This window comes from Nitrospira sp. M1, assembly GCF_965152605.1.
Genome location: NZ_OZ224217.1, coordinates 648,332 through 665,872, shown reverse-complemented (window position 1 = coordinate 665,872; position 17,541 = coordinate 648,332). Strand labels below are relative to the sequence as shown.

At 46.6% G+C, this 17,541-nt stretch carries 15 protein-coding genes and 1 tRNA gene; 3 read left to right on the top strand and 13 right to left on the bottom strand.

Annotation, left to right across the window (positions count from 1 at the left end; all coding sequences use genetic code 11):
• Positions 1-113 precede the first annotated feature (113 nt).
• The 3 genes from ACWHX8_RS03170 (at position 114) to ACWHX8_RS03160 (ending at position 2,224) form a co-directional block, all read left to right on the top strand.
• Positions 114-188 (top strand) — tRNA-Val (locus ACWHX8_RS03170).
• A 202-nt stretch (positions 189-390) separates the two neighbouring features.
• Positions 391-1,524: a tetratricopeptide repeat protein gene (locus ACWHX8_RS03165; RefSeq protein ID WP_447970523.1), complete on the top strand. Its 1,134-nt coding sequence runs from the start codon at positions 391-393 to the stop codon at positions 1,522-1,524.
• Between the two features lie 91 nt (positions 1,525-1,615).
• On the top strand, positions 1,616-2,224 hold the full coding sequence (locus ACWHX8_RS03160; protein ID WP_447970522.1) for a ribonuclease H1 domain-containing protein: 609 nt from the start codon (positions 1,616-1,618) through the stop codon (positions 2,222-2,224).
• A gap of 342 nt (positions 2,225-2,566) precedes the next feature.
• Here ACWHX8_RS03160 and ACWHX8_RS03155 read toward each other — a convergent pair whose 3' ends face one another.
• The 13 genes from ACWHX8_RS03155 to ACWHX8_RS03095 form a co-directional block, all read right to left on the bottom strand.
• Entirely contained in the window at positions 2,567-3,385 is an 819-nt protein-coding gene (locus ACWHX8_RS03155; RefSeq protein WP_447970521.1) for a tetratricopeptide repeat protein, read from the bottom strand.
• 882 nt (positions 3,386-4,267) lie between these two features.
• Entirely contained in the window at positions 4,268-5,830 is a 1,563-nt protein-coding gene (locus ACWHX8_RS03150) for a hypothetical protein (protein WP_447970520.1), read from the bottom strand.
• 390 nt (positions 5,831-6,220) lie between these two features.
• Positions 6,221-7,786 carry a hypothetical protein gene (locus ACWHX8_RS03145; protein WP_447970519.1) on the bottom strand — a complete coding sequence of 522 codons (1,566 nt, stop codon included), beginning with the start codon at positions 7,784-7,786 and terminating at the stop codon, positions 6,221-6,223.
• Between the two features lie 685 nt (positions 7,787-8,471).
• Positions 8,472-9,002: a hypothetical protein gene (locus ACWHX8_RS03140; protein ID WP_447970518.1), complete on the bottom strand. Its 531-nt coding sequence runs from the start codon at positions 9,000-9,002 to the stop codon at positions 8,472-8,474.
• The gene (locus ACWHX8_RS03135) at positions 8,999-9,496 is read right to left on the bottom strand and encodes a helix-turn-helix domain-containing protein (RefSeq protein ID WP_447971851.1); all 498 of its coding nucleotides are present in this window, start codon (positions 9,494-9,496) and stop codon (positions 8,999-9,001) included. The genes ACWHX8_RS03140 and ACWHX8_RS03135 overlap by 4 nt, the downstream gene beginning before the upstream one ends.
• Before the next feature lie 372 nt (positions 9,497-9,868).
• On the bottom strand, positions 9,869-10,858 hold the full coding sequence (locus ACWHX8_RS03130; protein ID WP_447970517.1) for a PCP reductase family protein: 990 nt from the start codon (positions 10,856-10,858) through the stop codon (positions 9,869-9,871).
• Between the two features lie 21 nt (positions 10,859-10,879).
• Entirely contained in the window at positions 10,880-11,158 is a 279-nt protein-coding gene (locus tag ACWHX8_RS03125; protein WP_447970516.1) for an integration host factor subunit beta, read from the bottom strand.
• Positions 11,159-11,233: 75 nt separating this feature from the next.
• Entirely contained in the window at positions 11,234-12,139 is a 906-nt protein-coding gene (sppA, locus tag ACWHX8_RS03120) for a signal peptide peptidase SppA (protein ID WP_447970515.1), read from the bottom strand.
• A 27-nt stretch (positions 12,140-12,166) separates the two neighbouring features.
• Complete coding sequence (locus tag ACWHX8_RS03115) at positions 12,167-13,873, bottom strand: 30S ribosomal protein S1 (RefSeq protein WP_447970514.1); 1,707 nt, start codon at positions 13,871-13,873, stop codon at positions 12,167-12,169.
• Between the two features lie 112 nt (positions 13,874-13,985).
• Positions 13,986-14,627: a lysophospholipid acyltransferase family protein gene (locus tag ACWHX8_RS03110; protein ID WP_447970513.1), complete on the bottom strand. Its 642-nt coding sequence runs from the start codon at positions 14,625-14,627 to the stop codon at positions 13,986-13,988.
• On the bottom strand, positions 14,624-15,346 hold the full coding sequence (gene cmk / locus ACWHX8_RS03105) for a (d)CMP kinase (RefSeq protein ID WP_447970512.1): 723 nt from the start codon (positions 15,344-15,346) through the stop codon (positions 14,624-14,626). The genes ACWHX8_RS03110 and cmk overlap by 4 nt, the downstream gene beginning before the upstream one ends.
• Positions 15,343-16,644, bottom strand: a complete 1,302-nt coding sequence (gene aroA / locus ACWHX8_RS03100; protein ID WP_447970511.1) for a 3-phosphoshikimate 1-carboxyvinyltransferase — start codon at positions 16,642-16,644, stop codon at positions 15,343-15,345. The genes cmk and aroA overlap by 4 nt, the downstream gene beginning before the upstream one ends.
• Positions 16,641-17,513, bottom strand: coding sequence for a prephenate dehydrogenase (locus ACWHX8_RS03095; RefSeq protein ID WP_447970510.1), 873 nt, complete (start codon positions 17,511-17,513; stop codon positions 16,641-16,643). The genes aroA and ACWHX8_RS03095 overlap by 4 nt, the downstream gene beginning before the upstream one ends.
• Positions 17,514-17,541 lie beyond the last annotated feature (28 nt).

The following is a 17,541-nucleotide window of genomic DNA, read 5'->3' as shown; positions in this document are numbered from 1 at the left end:
CCTTGTCGATGCATGATCTACTTCACACTACTCCTCATAGAATCAACCGTCAAGATCCGGCATTCGCTCCTTCATTGATCCCCCCAAACTGGTGTGCTAGTATTTTCTCTCACGGGCGATTAGCTCAGGGGGAGAGCGCTACCTTCACACGGTAGAGGTCACTGGTTCGATACCAGTATCGCCCACCAGCCTACGCTTCAGCATCGGCAAACGATCGAATGACTGAAAGTAAAAGAATGCCGGCCAGAAGCGTCTAAGCCACTCATGCGCCAACGCTGGCTTGTATGGTGAGCACATCAGGGTACTCGTCATTTTTTCTAGCATCTGTTCCATCTCCATGAATCCTTTCCAAGCGAACGAAAGCGTGTTCTCAATCGTGGTGTTTCCGTGATGCAACGTCTCAACCTCTACAAACTACACGTCATTATCCTGTTATTTCTCGTAAGCTGTAGCAGCGGACCCACTCCACCTCCATCAAACCTTCCCCCTTCAGCCAGCGATTTAGACCTTCTTGGCCTCACACGATTGTGTGACAAGATGGACATGATACCCAAGCTAGATGGCAAGCAAACGTTTCAGCAATCCGCATGGGGCACTGGAAAAGAATGGTATACCGAAACCACAAGCCCGACACACAGAAGACAATGGTTGTTCTTTAATGATGATGAGACGTTGGTGGCAGTCGTTTCGACCTATCCGTCTGGACTCACTCTCGAACCCTACCCGGTCTTGAGAGACACACTGTCCCAGCTGACTCCCGCAAGAGAGTTTTTTGAAAATTCCGACTCTTTAATACAAGGGACTCAACCAAACACCGTCCTGCTCTATCGAACCGGTGACGAAAAATCCACGACACAATACCTTATACGAGAAGATCTCAAGCATGAGAGTCAGTTGCTTGTCGCCGTTGTGGTTCTTGACCCCTACGAACAACTCCTTGACGGAGCGCAAAAAAAATTCATGGCCCAACCCAATGACACCAAAGACAACACCTCATCCTCCCAATCATCGCCTCAACAACACACCACGAAATTTCTTGCGACACAACAATTCGCTCGTGGCGAAATTGCACTATTTGAATCGTGTCCAGGGAAAAAACCAGATATTGCTATAGATGCGTACCGCCAAACGATTCAATTAGGTCTAGAGGATCCAAAACGCTTAGCTGAAGCCCATCATCGACTTGGACTTGCGCTGAGAAATAAAGGGCAACTCACCGAAGCCAAATTGGCCCTCGAAGAATCATTGAAAATCCAACAGTATTCACCTCGTGTTCTCAATAGTCTCGGGACGGTGCTCGTTCAATTAAAGGACCCGGTAAAAGCCATCGAATTACTAGAAAGAGCCATTACATTACAACCCAACTACGCCCGTGCGCGCTACAATCTGGCCGAAGCCTATGAATCAGTCAACCGGAGCAGGGCAATCGAAGAATATGAAACGTATTTAGCCCTGGTTGAGAATATCCCAGAGGAAGCGACTCGCGCCGCTCTTGCGACAACTCGACTCGAAAAACTGAAATAGATAGGCAGGCCGAAAGTCTGGAGCAGACGAGAGCTATTTTTCTCAATACGTTTTTCGACGTTTGCATTTCTACACATCCCTACTTACAGACATGAAACAAAAATATTACGGGGTGCGACGTGGGCGAAAAACTGGGGTCTTTTTCAGTTGGCCTGAATGTCAACGACAGATCGTCAAATACCCTGGAGCAGAATACAAATCTTTTCCAACCCAAGAAGAAGCAGAGGCCTTTGCCTTCCCAGCATCGTCCACGAATTCCGAGAAATCAGACGATGCGAAGACCATTGTCGATATTTGGGTTGACGGATCTTGTATGCCACGCCCCAATGGAGTACTACTTCTCGGATGGGCCTATTTAGCATGCAAGGCTGGGAAGGAAATCCACCGGGAACGAGGGAATGACATCCCGGACGACGCGCGCCGACATCGCAATGTCGCTGGTGAGATTATGGCCGTACTCAAGGCGGTGGCTTGGTGCCAATCTCAACACATTACTAGCATCAAAGTGTATTACGATTATCAGGGACTCGCGAGCTGGCCGACACATGCATGGAAAAGAAACACCCCGTTCACACAACACTATGCAGAAACCGTTCGAGCGTCAGAAATTGCTATCGAATGGGTCAAAGTCAAAGCGCATAGCGGAGACCCCAACAACGACATCGTCGATGAAGAAGCCAAAAAAGCGGCGCAAGAGTAAAGGATGATAGGAATAGAAATAAGAGTTTCAAGAATTAAATGAGATATTTGAGTCCAATCCTAATCCAAAACTCACTCCTCACTCCGGATTAATTTCCTTATAAGTTCACTCATCAGGCCGAACACAGTTCTACCCTAGTCTTCTAAAACTACTCAACTCTGGTCTTTACTTCCTCTGTCTAAAATGTAAGAAGAAAGAATAGAATTTTGCATCCTTGGATGTTGGCTGCTCCGATCTGGTTTTGCCCGATTAATAGAGGACGTGTCTAATCTAAGCGACAGACATAAGTGAATATGTTTATAAAAAGATCTTTAGCTCAGACATTTAGAATTTCTGATGTTGTTATCCATTATCTTTCATCTTTCGGATAACATTCTTGAAGGTCGGAAGATCTGAACTGGGTTGAATGTCGGAAATTTTCAATTCAAGGGACATTCCATTTTTAGCAGCGGTTCGTATACGCGAGCGAGTGGTTTCAGAAATTACAGATCCAAAAAACTTAGTTCGTCTAAAAGTCGGTTCTACTAAATCTGGAGTAATGCCACCACTCGGAATCCAAGTCAACCACCTTTTTGCCTCGTTCTGGTCTTGCACAACTCCCTGGCCAGCTAGATGGGCTAGTGCTACATTCATGATAGCTACCGAATTGCCAATCTCAGCAGCAGCGAGATGCCAACGATAGGCCATCTGCTCACTATCAGTACCACCTAACTGCAAATGTAGATAAAGTTGTCCTAAATTATTCATGCTAGGAGCAAAACCCATCTTGCTCGACTTTTCGTACCATAACCGTGCGAACTCCCAATGCCTTTCTACCTCTATTCTTGAAGGGTTACTGTAATGTCCACTTTTCTCGTCTTGGATAAAATTTTCAAGACTTGGGCTAGCCATTTCCTCATGTACCCAGGCCAAATGGAACATCGCCACAGAATCCCCATAGTCCGCCGCGCGGTGATACCAGAATTTAGCCTTATTTAAATCACCTCTTTGTGATCTTATGTGCCCTACAGCACGCATTTGGGAGAGACAAGTTTGGCTCGGGTTTGCCTCCGAACATTGCCATTCGATTAATTTCTCTAGTACCAGTGGCACCGTCATCATATATATAACGGAACCTAAAATAACCATTGATAAAGCAATAACGAAAAGTTTTTTCAACATGTTGCGATCTAAGTAAATATAGATAAACGACAAACAAGACTCAGACTATATTCATCTATTCATATTTGTGCCTATCAATTAGCAATAATCACTCTTTGCTCTCCTCGGTCGGTTTTTGAAAATTCCTGACTCCTAGTAGTTATTTTTTGAACCATATTGGTCCAACAACTTTGAAAATGAATCACCTGCAAACGTTATACATATGTACCTGGCAGAACGGATGTGTTCCACTTCTACAAATCGGGGAATATACTTACGTCGAGTGTCCCCGCTAACAAAAATACAAACAAGAAACAGTTTTTGACCAGAAGAGAGATTGTCTGAAAACTCCATGCATCTTTTATCGTGTGACTTCCAAACCCGAGGATTGCTCTTCTTGATCAAGTAACCATCACTTTCTCCCGAAAAACCTATGAAACAGCACCCCCGCAGTTCGTGTCGATCCAAGAACCCGAGAGGGCTGCCCATGATGCTATACAGAACCGTAAATGCAGTACTGGTAGGAGTGATAGCGCTTTTACTGACTCAGTGCAGTGAAGCTACCATCGAAAATAAGAATGCTGGCAAGAGCACTGTGCAAGTTCCAACGCCACTTAGCTTGTTTAACTTATACAATCAAACTTTTGACCCAAAATCAAAATCTCCTTGGGTTTATGGCCAAGGTGGCTTCCGCTACGGGCTAAATACTGACGGAGAATTGGTAATAGAGAACACGATAACTCGTAATGTCTCTAACCGTGGGCCAATGTTTGTGAGCATTGGTTCGGTGAGCCCATTTGCACCCAAGAGTAAACGCACTGCCGGAATCATGCTGTTTAATTACGAAATCATCATCAAGAATTTATAGAAGAATGACTTAAAGAGGTTAATGAAGCCTGTTTCTTACTTAGAACCCCGCCCAGACACAACCCTCCCAGTAGCTTCCAATCTGACACAACCATGTCCTGGGTCTCCTTTAGGTACCTCAACTCCGTCGGCGATAAGAAAATGTACGGAATGGCCACCATGGAGACCAGCAGGAAAGCGGGGGATGTTTTTGAGGATTTTGACCGTACGGGAGCCTGGAGTGATGAGTCCATCATACGCCAGTTTTGCCAGTCCGGCTTGTTGAGGAAGAACTTCATATTTTTCGACATTAGAATCCGCAACCACTGTTTGAGGATCGATAGCAGTCACACCACCGGAATAATTCTTGAGGAACGAGCTCCACAACTCTGGATGAAATCCGTCTGGGAGCGGCTTTTTAAGGATTGACATTGCGTGTCTTGTAGAAGAAAACTCTGCATGGTCAGATGAAAGTGTAATATTCCCGACTTGGGAATGCCCTTCAGTGAGGTCAGGAATGCGCCCGATCATCTGCTTGATCGCTGAATTCGCTAGTACGGTTTCTTTCGATTTGGCTTGACGGTGATTCGGCATACACCGACTACTTAAAAAGCTGACCTTGTTTCTTGCTATTCCAGTAATCCCACTGGATAATTTTTCAGTCTTATCAGGGTAATTATTGTGGAGGGCTACATGAGAGATAGCATTCACGTTCCCGGAGAGCTGCCAAATCACTGGAGAGAAACTGGTTAACACCAGATACGTGGAATCGACATCATCCCCTACAGTAACCGTGACCGTTGTCGTGACCTGGTCTTGCCCCGCGGCGGTTACAGAAGAAATGGCGGAACCCTTATAAATTCCAATGCTACGCAATTGTTGCCCTTTACCGGTTTGCGGAAGTTTGCAAAATGCAGGAACGTCAAACACGTATTTGACAGCTTCTGTAAATGCCTCGAGCTCCTCGGAAGAAATCGCCGCGTTGCCATCCTTGTCGACGGTCGAAAAGGCCCTTCTGGCTAACGTGTCAAGTTCTATGACCGTCAGCTTTCCATCGTGATTCGGGTCAAGCGATAAGAACTCTTGATAGAGTTTTGACGAATTCTGTTTTATGCGTTTGACCTCATTAGGACTGAGGGTGCTCATTTCTTCATAGGAAAGTACACCATCTTGATCATGATCAGCCCGGAGGATAGCCTTCAGTCGTTTTTGAAGCTTTTCCGCATTTCTCGGCTTCTCTAAACTTGGCTGTTGCTTTATCATAGATGATCGGACCTCATCGACTGTGACCTGCCGATCAAGATTTTGGTCATACTTCACCATTCTCGCGAGCTGCCGTTTTCGGGCTTTTGCAATCATTTCCTTTTCTAGTTCTACGAGATCCTCCTCGCTTAAGTAATGCTTGCTTTGGCTTTTCTGTCTGATGAACGACAATTGCAGATAAATATATTGCTCCAGAAAGCTGTTTCGGCGCAGGGCTTTTCGTAAGGGCTTGGGAATGTCCTCGTAACTTTCATAGGCAATCGTTTCAGTTGGCTTTTCGTTTTCTTGAGCCTGGAGACTAAGGAAATAGAAGGAGCCAATGACAAGCAACGCTAGACTAATAAGGATTTTGTACATATTGATTCCTCGCAGCAGCTATCGGTGAATTTGAATCACGCCAAAGATACAGTGTTGGTTCGAAATACACCTTTGACGAGATAACAATTACTCTTTTGCACTCCAATCCCCCGACTGAGTGTTGGACATTTTCCGTTTTCTATTTCTATTCATATATTATTGGACGAAATCAAGAATTCTAGATCAACCTTGCATACCAAAGAGTCAGTTACATTTAACATCGCACTATTGAACGTTATGCACCAATTTAATCAAACGGTAATCGCATACCTACAAAAATGATGAAGGGGGCTCGTCCTTAAATAGTTGAAAATGGAATTCCAGGCCAACCTTTCTATTATTCGTGTTAACGCTAGAATGCGATAGGAGTTCAGGCCTTGTACTGTATCACTATTTACAATATCGACCTGATACGACTTCCCCGGTTTCTTCCATCTTGACACAGCGGTGACCTGGATCGCCTTTAGGGACTTGTACACCTTTCGCGATAAGAAAGTTCACGGATTGCCCTGCCTGTAATCCGGCTGGATAGCGAGGGATGGTTTTGAGGATTCTGAATGTGTTGGACCCTACTGGTGCAATGTATCCATCATAGGCTAACTTTGCGAGTCCTGCTTTTACAGGAAGTATTTCATAGGATTCTACCGGAGCATCGGCCACCACCTCCGAAGGAACGATGTCTATTACCCCGTTAGGATATGAAGAAAAGAGAGATCGATAGACTTCGAGATGATAGCCTTGGGGGATAGGTCTATCACGAGTTTGAGGTTTAAACCTCGTATGTGAAACATCTATGCGATTAGACGTCACTAAAATATTTCCCACTTCATACGATCCTTTGATGCGGTCAGGCACCCGTCCAACCATCTGTCTAATGGCAGACTTCGCTCGTGAGCTTGGTCCTTTTTGGGAACCATAGTAACTTGGAATACACCCACTCCCGAGAAAACTGACCCGCTCTTTTGGAATTCCGGTAACACCGCTGGTTGCATGGTCAACATTCTTAGGTGCGGTGTTGTGGAGAGCCAGATGCCGAATTGCTTCTGTGTGACCAGAAAATTTCCAGATAACTGGATCCGAACTCGTTAATACAACATACATGGGATTACTATCTTCCTTAATCTTGACCGAAACTGATGTAGTGATTTTGTCTTGACCTGCAATGGTCACAGAAGAAATACCGGTACCTTGGCGAATGCCAATGCTGAGCAATTGGACTCCTTGATCCACCGATGGCAACTTGCAAATGAGAGGAAGGTCGTAGGCAAACTTTACGGCTTTTTGAAAAGGTTGGAACTCATCGGAAGAAATGAAGGAGTCACGATCTTTATCGACCGTCGCAAAGGCCTTTCTTGCTAAGAGCTCCAATTCTTCTGCGGTAAAACGCCCGTCCTGATTTGGGTCAAGTAATAAGTACTTCTTGTACAGGGTAGAAAACTTCTTGGTTGCACGTTTAATCATATTCGGGGCCAAGGAATTCATTTCTTTATAAGAAAGTACTCCGTTCTTGTCGAGATCAAGTTCAGAAATTTTTTTCAGCCGTTTATTGAACTTATCGGCATAGTGCGGATTTTCTAATATAGGGTTTTGCTTCAAAATGGAAGTCCTGATTTCCTCAATCGTGACTTCTCCATCAAGATCTTGGTCATACTTGATAACCTTTGACAGTTGATTTTTTTCGGCTTTATCAATCAACTCATTCTCTTGATTCAGTAGATCTGCTTCATTCAGATATTGTCGGCTTTGGCTTCTGTTTCGAATAAAAGTCAATCGTTGGGAAATAAATTGTTCAAGGAAAACATTTTCCCGAATACCCTGACGTAATGGTTGTGGAATGTCTGTGTAATTTTTGTACGTGATTGTTGTGGATGACAATACAGCTGCGTGGCAATTTAGACTAAAGAAGACGGATGAGCCTATGACGATCATCATAAAACACATACCAATTTTACTCATGTGCCTCTCCTCAAGAAGTTCTCGTCATCTCATAGAACCTTTCAATAAATAATGACTTATTGAAAAGCCTACTTACAGAACAATGGTATTATCGGAAAAAATCCCCAATCCTATCCTTATTTTTCAATCATGATAGAGGCTCAGACTAGCCATGGGAGTTTCTTAGAATAGAAACATGCGAAAAAGACTATTAACTTTCAATAAAATCAAAAAATTCAGTTTCATCGGTTGAGCCACAAATTCTGTTAAGGAATAAAATCCAGGAAAATAGGGCACTCTATTTTACGTATCATAGCCTAATTACACACTTAAACTTCTCCCGACGAGCTGACTTTGAAAGACTACCTGAAATAACATGAGAAAGACGCTATCGAGGCTTTCCTCATATCTAATATTTTGGATTTAACTAAAAAAAGATACGGCTTGGATTGGCAAGAGTGGGAGGGCAACCAAAGAAGGAACGAGGTATAAAAAACAGATGCTTAGAATGCGCCTTCGTCTTTGAGGTATTTGCGGAAGCGGCCCATGAGGTCTTCGCCGCGGACGCCGACATCGGGTTTGGTTTGCATCGTGTGGTGCCCAACGGGATGTGGAAGACAAATCGAAGAATGCCAGAAACGATCGAAGATTTGTCCCCACGCTGATTGTCGAAATCGTTACAGGACACGCATTTTCTCAAACACCCTCAAGGCACGGCAGGCAATGCCTCAAGCAGATTCTCCAAACGATTCATACGGTGATCGCCTTTTTGTAATTCTTTCGAGATTAACTTTTCCAAGAGACTCACATCGATATGTTCTTTGATTTCTCCAGCAAACGTAAGAAATTCTAAGGAGTCTTCAAGGTCAGATTCAGAAAGTCTCGGGAGTTTCAATTGGATAAAAAGATTCACATTGGGTCGATACACAGAGAAATCGCCTTTGAAATACATGCGGACTAAGTTGTTCTCAAACCCAGCTATCTTTCTCACAAAGAATTCCGCAGCCGTATTCACAGCCTCAACAGGTAAAGACAACGACTCAGCAATCTCCATCAATTCAAGTTGGTGTTCACCTGCTCGCAGTGATGTTGTCGCTAGATCAATATCGACTGTGGCACGAATGGGCCTTCCTAGATACGGCAAAACGGAGCCACCCAGCAAAACCCATTCTCCAGAAATTTTCTCTGACGCGAGCTCGAAAAAACGATCGAGGAGTTCTTTCGAAATCGCTTTCATAGGTACGTGCCTATCTGAGCGAGAGCCAGGCGCTTCAGCTTAATATGCTTACCCTCGATCGTGTCCTGAAATAATTGCTCTACCATAGGACACTTGTGACAAAGCTCTTTGTACAGATCGGCATAATGTAACTTTAAGGCAAGAAGTGTTCCGATGAGAGCTTCTTTTTTGCGAGAAAAGTCTGGCGACTGCCTTTCCTGTATCAATGAGGAGCAGGCTCGACACATAGCGGTCAAAAAGTTTTCTCGCGTTTTCCTCACGTGCCGAATTTCTCGACGTTGCAGAGGCAAGCCGTATGCAGCTAATTCATCCCAATCCACAGACACGTCGTTGCAAGACAATTCAAGATCCAGAGCAGAAGTAAGCAACTCAAGTGTCGAAAGTGAAGGATTGGCTTTTCCTGACTCAATTCTCTGCAGAGTCGGCAAGCTCACTCCAGAACGAACAGATAATTCCACCTGACTAAGCTGTAATTCCTTCCTTTTTTTTAACATTTTCACCAGTATTTCATTCATACCCTTATATGATACATCATATATGATGTCTATGCAACTACATGCAAATTAAACTAAAACTCTTGTATTTTGTATAGATTTAGTCGAGATGGCCAGCAATGTTCCGAAAAGGGTAGATCCGCACATTGCACTGTAGCCGTTCCAATTCACTTCCGTATGTACGAAGTGTGCTCTTGCGCTGAGCGAGTGATGTGAATTCAGCTTGAATTATGTGGGTTCGCTATAATTGAATCGGCCATGAAGGTCTCTTCAAATAATAGTCCTAGGGTGACACCCAGCAATTGACAGCGCCGAGCTATTTGGCGGAATGTTAAATAGGTAGGAGAGGAACGAAGTTGAGAAAGGAATCGTTTACAGCTTCCCTTCACCTTTGAGATACTTGCGGAATTTGCCCATGAGTTCTTCGCCTAATACACCGACATCGGGCTTAGTTTTCATGTAGTCCCGGATTTCTTCTAAACGATGTTCGGCTTGATCATTCCCCTTCAGCCGTTTCACCTTTTCTAAGGCATCATCAAAGGCATCAAAGGTCAGCTCTTTATACCCGAATGCTCGAATACGCTTGACAGCTTTCATCATGGCTTCATTGCGAAAGACGGTCAGATGTTCCGAGTCAATTTCTTGAAGTCCCAGTTTTCTCGCACGCCGCTCAGCAGCTTTTCGAATACCGCTTCGCACAAAGTCTGGAGACGTTTGCAGGCGCTTCCAGGCATCATCAGCCCAAGCGACTTGAGATTGGGGGGCTTCCCACAAGCGAACAAGCGATGCGCCATCAATACGTGTAATGCCTTGTTCCCGGGCTAAGTCTTCAGCATCGTGCTTGAGCATATCCGCAACAAACTCTTTCGCCATTGGAGGAGAGTCTTGAATCTTCTGTTGTAATAACGCCAAGGCATCTTCTGTCCATTCTAATGGCGGACCACCAGCTTGCTCCTTCAGATCACCTAAGGCCTCTACCTTTTCGAACAACTCGACATTGACCTCCATATGACCACGTTCTCTGGCAATATCGTCGGCAATGCGTTTAATCATGTCCCGCATAAACTCCGGAACTGACTCTAAACGTTTTTTGGCTTCAGCCGTCCAAGGAAGGTTTCCCTTCGCCATATCATCAGCCGCTTGGCTCATGCCAGATTCGCCACCCATCTGACCCATCATTTGCTGTTTGAATTGGTCGAGGATTTCAACGGTAATCTCCGGGTAGCCAAGCTCTTTAGCTTTTTTCACAGCTAAACGCTTCACCATTCCTCGCAGAAAAAATGGCGCCCGCTGTAACCGTTCTAGGGCCTCATCTGTCCAAACAACATCTTGGTCGATGACATCTTGGTCTGAGGAACTCATATGCGTAGTCTCACCTTACGTTTATTGATTGAGCAATTCCTTAATTTCTTTGCCAGCTTTAAAAAATGGCATTCGCTTCTCTGGAACTTCGACCGTTTCGCCAGTCTTAGGATTACGTCCCTCTTTGGTCTGTCGTATTCTTAAACGAAAACTACCAAATCCTCGGATTTCAGTTTTTTCACCTTTTTTGAGAGAGTCTCGAATGGAGTCAAAGAGTGTGTTCACGACAAGTTCAGCTTGCCGATGGCTTAACGTTGGAGCTTGTTCACCAAGTTTTTCAATAAGATGAGCTTTCGTCATTCATCCCTCCTCAATCAACCCCAGCCAAACACGGCTTCGATTCGAAACCCGATCATAGCATACCAGACGAACTCCCTAAAAAACCATTAAGTACATGAGTGGAATCCATGTCGCCTGGAAAACCATAGAAGACGTCTTTCCAAGAAATGAACTTTCAAGTAAATCCCTAATAGAAAACTCTCTTGTTGGTTCGACAACGCGTGGTTCACCTTCAATTCCACCCAGTCTTCCGGCTAATGCAATGGCATCAGTCAGGTCTCCCAGTTCATCAATGAGCAGCGAATCCTTGGCTTGTTGACCTGTAAACACCCGTCCATCCGCCAACACTTCAACATCGGCCACATCCAATGATCGCCCCTCAGCCACGGCCTCGATAAACTGACGATGGACATCATCCATTACCGATTGCAACAACTGCCGGTCCTCATCTTCCATAGGACGAAACGGCGATCCAATATCTTTATACCGTCCACTCTTAATCACAAAGTTTTGTACGCCAACTTTTTTCAATAACTCTTCAAAGTTGGCCATTTGCATGATGACACCAATACTCCCGGTCAACGTCCCGGGATTCGCCAAAACTCGATCACTCGCAACAGCGATATAGTACCCGCCGGAGGCGGCAACGGTCCCCATCGAAGCCACAACGGTTTTGTTGTACTCCGACTTTACGCGCTTCACGGCATTATAGATCTCCTGAGATGGCGCAACCCCCCCGCCCGGGCTATCAATCCGTACGACAATCGCCTTGACCATCGGGTTTTCACTAAAGTCCTGCAACTCGCTGACAGCTTGCTTCGAGTCAAGAATTGGACCTTCAACCCGTACAACCGCGACCTGCTCCTTCCCGTAGGAATCCATGTCAGGCAACAGCGTCTTCCCCACCCAGGTGAGTGCCACTGCAGCCATCAAGATCCAAAACACTCGCTTCCACCAGGACTGTCGTGGTGGGCTTGGGGGCGATGCGTACGTATCAGACATAGGCGTTAACGAGAGCCCCTCTCTTCATTAGGAATCCCCTTGCGTTTCAGCATTTTTTTCCTGGGTCATCCGACCTAAGCTTTGATCGATCTGCCCCTGAGTGGCGTGAAATGCTTCAAGTTGATCTTGATCACTTTCACGAAGATGCTCAGATAAACTCAACGCAATTTTCCGTTCATCACAATCAACCTTAACAATTTTAGCCGTAACCTCTTGGCCGATCTCAAACTTATCTTCAACTCGTTCTTGGGAATCGATATTAATTTCACTGATGTGAATCAGGCCTTCAACTCCACCATCGAGCTCGATAAACACCCCAAAGTCCGCAATCTTGGAAACCTGGCCTGAAGCCTTTCCGCCAATTTGGAATCGTGCCGGAATCTCAGATTCCCATGGATCGGAAACAAGCTGTTTATAGCCCAACGATAAGCGCTCTTTATCTTTGTCGATACGAAGAATAACGGCTTGCACCGATTGCCCTTTTTTGAACAATTCAGACGGATGCTTGATATGTTTCGTCCAGGACATGTCAGAGATATGAATCAGACCATCGATGCCTTCTTCAAGACCAATAAAGGCTCCAAAGTCTGTGACACTCTTGACCTTGCCTTCGATTTGCGTCCCTTCCGGATATTTGGACTCAATGACATCCCACGGATTCGGAGCCGTCTGCTTCATGCCCAGTGAAATCTTCCGACTCTGCTGATCGACGTGGAGCACCTGAGATTCAATTTGATCACCAATCGACACGACTCGTGAAGGATGACGCACTTCATGCGTCCAAGACATTTCAGAAACATGCACCAACCCTTCGACGCCAGGCTCCAATTCCACAAAAGCCCCGTAATCAGTCAAGCTGACCACTTTTCCTGGAATCCGACTGCCTTCGGGATATTTGGCTTCAACCTGACTCCACGGATCTGCCGTTTTTTGTTTTAAGCCGAGAGAAATTCGTCCGGTTTCACGATCATACTTTAGCACCAAGACTTCAATCCGATCGCCAATGGAGAACATATCCGAAGGATGACCAACCCGTCCCCACGAAATGTCTGTAATGTGGAGCAACCCATCAATGCCCCCAAGATCAAGGAAGGCTCCATAGTCGGTGATGTTTTTCACGGTTCCGGTAATGAGCTGGCCTTCCGCAAGCGTCGACAACGTCGTCTGCCGTTTCTTATCTCGTGTTTCCTCAAGCAACGCCCGACGAGACACGACCACATTGCCTCTCCGATGATTGACCTTAATAATCTTAAAGTTAAAGACTTTTCCAACTAATCCATCCAAGTCTCGAACAGGAGTCAGGTCAATCTGCGAACCAGGAAGAAAGGCTTTCACACCAATATCGACCATCATGCCGCCCTTAATTCTCGACAGCACTTTTCCTTCAACTTCTTTATCATCGCGGTGAGCGACTTCCAGGTCTTCCCAGACCTTCATCTTGTCGGCTTTTTCTTTCGAGACGAGCAAGTTGCCTTCGGCATCTTCGCACTGCTCGATATAGACCTGAATCGTATCGTCGACGGCAAGAGTCTGAAGTTCTTCGCTTGTAAATTGATCAGACGGAATCATCCCCTCAGACTTGTACCCGATATCGACGACAACCCGTTCACGCTGGATATTGACCACGCGTCCTTCCGTTATGGTGCCTTCCTCGATATTACGAAAGGTTTCTTCATACAGTGCGGCTAATGCCTCACGATCCAGCTGTTCAGGTTGTTCAGATACTGTATTCATCCTCTTCCTACGCCTCCACTCTGCTCAATGCACGGCTGATAATGACAATAAAACTTCCATGTACCCCTCAGCATTAGAGTACCGGGAAGGTTTGCATATGCATAAAAATATATCATAGAGACCGCTTCGACGATGGAGCAGATACCTGCCCTAATTCAGCAATCCGTGCCATCACGGCGTCACTCACGGTACGATAATAGGCTTTTGGCTCTTCTCCTTCTTGATATGGAAAGGTCATCGGCTCTCCAAAATGAATGTGTATGGGTTTCAGCCGCAACCGAGCCGACCCCATAGGCAGCACCTCAAACGTTCCACCAATATAAGCTGGCACCACCGGACATTGCGCCTCAGAAAGAATGAGGCCAATCCCAGGCTTTCCCTCTTGCAGGCCCCCATGCGGGGTTCGTGTACCCTCTGGGAAAATCACAACGGACTTTCCAGCCTTCAGTCGAGACACGGCTTCATTCACTGCAGGCCGGTCTAACCGGTTGGTCTTGAGTGGAATCCAGGCAATTTTTCGAAGCATCCAATGAAGAAGAGGATGGGCGAAAAGATTCGCTCGCCCCAGAAACGATACGCGTCTGGGAATGCCACACCCCAAGAAAGGAATGTCTACGTAACTGGCATGGTTGGCTGCGAATAGGACTCCTCCACGTTTCGGAATATGCCGCGCCCCATGGACACGATAACGAAAACACAATCGACCAAGTATGTTGAAAGCCGCCCAAATGCAGGCGTATACAAGCCCGCTCACTGGCGTGCAGACACCACTTCCGTCAGATGGTCCAACACCTGATCAATCGACAAATTGGAGGTATCAATCATCATCGCATCAGTAGCCGGAATCAAGGGAGACACCTCTCGAGAACGGTCACGATCATCTCGAATGGTCATCTCTCGTCGAACATCGTCCAAGTTTTTCTGTTGATCATCCGTTTGAAGTTCACGATATCGTCGACTGATCCGAATTTCAGGATCAGCATCAAGGAAAAATTTCACGTCGGCTTGAGGAAACACCTTGGTACCCATGTCTCGTCCCTCAACCACAATACCACCATCAGCCGAAAAGTTTCGCTGAATTGGTAGCAGCCAATGTCGAACCTGAGGGAGCGCTGCGACCGTTGAAGCTAATTGACTCACGTCAAGGCTTCGAAGTTCACGAGTCACGTCTTGTGCATCAACAAACACAGACAGTGTATGCTCACGCGCCGCTAACTCAAGCTTTGTGGATGCAAGCAATTCGGCAACTTGATCCGAATCACCAGGATCAATGTTGCTCGACCGGACCTTCCACGCCACGCCACGATACAAAGCACCAGTGTCCAGGTAGGTGTACCCTAGGCGTACGGCCAGCTTTTTGGCAACTGTACTTTTGCCGACCCCAGCCGGACCATCAATCGTAATAAGCAATCGACGGACCTGAGGTTTCGGACGTTGCCCGCTTTCCTGCCATTTGCGTATTATAGTGTTCACTGAGAGTTTGTCAATAAATCCAATAACTTGCCCTGAAATCCAGGGAAAGACGTTTCAATGCAATCTGTCTCATCAATGACAATAGCCGAATTGGCAATCAGTCCGGCCACAGCCAATGACATGGCCACTCGATGGTCTCCATAGCTTTGGCAGTGCGCCCCTGACAGTGTTTTCCCGCCCGTAATACTCAAGCCATCAGGTTTTTCTTCAATAGGAATGCCGAGTTTTGATAATTCCACCGCCATGGCATGAATTCTGTCGGTTTCTTTGACTCGAAGCTCTTGAGCCCCAGTAATATGCGTGTGCCCTTCCGCAGCGGCAGCGGCAACACACAAAATGGGGAGTTCGTCAATCGTCTTGGGGATATCCTCAGCCTCGATGGTAATTCCATGAAGATTGGTTGACTTGACCAATAGATCGGCAACCGGTTCACCAGAAACCTCTCGTCTATTGCGAACTTCAATATGTGCCCCCATCTTTTGCAGAATATCGACCACCCCCGTTCTGGCAGGATTCATCCCAATTCCAGAGAGACAGAGCTCCGAACCTGGCACAATAGAGGCGGCAACCAGAAAAAAGGCTGCGGCTGACATATCTCCAGGAACTGAAAGCGGCTTCCCACTAAACGACCGACGACCAGTTACCGAGACAGTACAGCCATCAACTTGGACATCAACGCCCAAGTGTTGGAGCATACGTTCCGTATGATCCCGAGACTTGATCGGCTCGGTCACACTCGTTACCCCATCAGCTAAGAGCCCTGCCAATAGAACAGCGGACTTTACCTGGGCACTGGCCACAGGAGAGGCATACTCACAACCTTTTAAGCCTTGACCAGTAATGGCCAATGGCGCGTATTCGCCAGCTTTTCGACCGGTAATTGATGCGCCCATCATCCGAAGAGGTTTGACCACTCGCCCCATGGGTCGATTGCGCAGTGATCCATCGCCTGTGAGCACTGAAAAGAAATCCTGTCCAGCCAGCACGCCGGCAAGGAGGCGAAGGCCTGTTCCGGAATTTCCACAATCCAGAACCGTCGAAGGCTCAGTGAATCCCCAAAGGCCTTTCCCTAGAACTCTTAGGGTCGTGGCATCGATGTCTTCAATTGGAATGCCTAGCGCACGGACAACACGAAGCGTATTAAGGCAGTCTTCTCCAAGGCAGTAGCCGGAAATGATCGTTTCCCCTTGAGCCAGCCCTCCCAGGATCAGCGCCCGATGGGTAATGGATTTATCGCCTGCAACCTGCACAGTTCCACGAAGCGGTTTTGTTGCGGCTGTCGTTGCCCATGCACTCATGAAAGTCGCTCCCTTGCTTGCTTCGCCTGTTCCATAATTTTCTCGAGCCCCGCCCCATCGTGTTGTTCGACACAGCCCTTGAATTGGTTGAGATGCTCGATATAGGCATCAATCATCTTCATAAGATTGTCTCGATTGGCTAAACAAATGTCCCGCCACATCTCAGGGGAACTGGCGGCAATTCTGGTGGTATCCCGCAGCCCACCCCCAGAATACCCTAACAACGTAGTGGAGTGCCCTAATTGACTTTGGAGTTGCGTGAGCGCTTGCATCAAGGCAAAAGCCGCGACATGAGGTAGATGGCTGACCGCTCCTAACACAAAGTCATGGTCATAGGGGTCAAGCGAGCAGACATCCGATCCTGCAGATTTCCAGAGCTGGCAAATAGACTCCAAGGCCTCAGGATCCGTTCGTGTCGTTGGGGTGACAAGGCAACGAGCCCCTTTAAATAAATCAGCCGTAGCATAGGCAACCCCGGACTTTTCGCGTCCTGCAATTGGATGAGCCCCGACGAAGCGAACATGTTTCGGGAGCAACTGCTCGGCCTCTTCAACCAACTGCCCTTTCACGCTTCCCACATCACTCACAATAGCTTGCGCCGGAAGACGACCGCCCCAATCACGCAAATGCGTCGCATAGGTATCAACCGGTGTGGCTAACACAACCAAGTCAGCGCCTTGAACCGCATCCTGGGCATCGGACTCATACTGATCTATAGCACCAAGCGTCACGGCTAACTGAAGATTCTCAACACGGCGACCGACACCAATCACTGTTTCAGCCAAACCTTGCTGCTTCAGAATCAAGCCCAGCGACCCGCCAATCAGCCCAACACCAACAATAACGACTCTATGAAAAAGCCTATTCATCTCTGATTCAGTTCATCACGTAACACAC